Source organism: Xanthovirga aplysinae (assembly GCF_009711365.1).
GTDB lineage: Bacteria > Bacteroidota > Bacteroidia > Cytophagales > Cyclobacteriaceae > Xanthovirga > Xanthovirga aplysinae.
This window is the reverse complement of record NZ_SMMB01000685.1, coordinates 2,365-3,275: the sequence shown is the minus strand read 5'-3', so window position 1 is coordinate 3,275 and position 911 is coordinate 2,365. Positions and strand designations below refer to the sequence as shown.

1 protein-coding gene is annotated in these 911 nt (G+C 35.3%); it reads right to left on the bottom strand.

Annotated elements, in window-relative coordinates:
- Positions 1-720: FkbM family methyltransferase (locus tag E1171_RS04165; protein WP_155204395.1), on the bottom strand; the 720-nt coding region annotated here is incomplete at its 3' end.
- Positions 721-911: the final 191 nt, after the last annotated feature.

Genomic DNA, 911 nt, shown 5'->3' with positions numbered 1-911 from the left:
CAGATTCTCCCCTTTTTGATCGTAAGAAAAATTAAATCTGCTGATAGCTTTAAAAAAACTTTTAGAGCAGCCAGCCTTCATCCTGTCATGTAATTCTATCATGAGGCATTTTACCCTTGGAAGCCAGTCCTCGAAGTTACTTTCAAATAATTCTTTTTCTGCCCCTTCTATGTCAATCTTTAAAATATCGATTTCTTTAATTTTAAAGCTTTGCAACAAATCTTTTATGGTCACGGATTTAATGGAATTAATCTTATTGGATGTTTCACCCTTATTTCGTTCCTCCACCATAAAACCCCATTCGCCCAGACCTTTGTCAATTACTCCTAAGTCTGAGGAACTATTCCATAGGGCTGCTTGTATGGGCGTAACAGTGGTATAGGGGGATACATTTTGTTTTAAAAGTTTAAAATTATTTGTTTCCGGTTCAATACTGTAGATATGAGCATTTCTGAATTTATTAGCAAAATAAACAGCCGAGAGGCCAATATTTGCTCCCGCATCAATGATGACCTTGGGGACAAAGTTGATAGGGTATTCATATTCTCGGTATACAAATACTTGCTTAAAGGTAGGGATGTCCGTAGTTCCTGGACGAAGGGAAATGGGGGCTTCGATTTTGGGTAGAAAAATCTTATTTGTCCGGTTGGTTTTCAATTGGAAGTATATTTCCAGTCCTTTAAGCCCGTAGTGCTTTAGTAAATTGCTAAAAGAACCCATATTGTTGTAAAATCTTAGAAGAGGACAGTTAGAGAAGAGTTAATGAGAAATGCTTTGAATAAGAAATTGAGCTTTTTCCTTGTGAAGGTTTTTTGTTCAAGTATGGTTTGCTTGATAAAGAGTAATAAGTTACAAATTATCCTAGGTAAAAGGATAAATAATTGGTTTAAAAATACTGGAAGCTGAATATT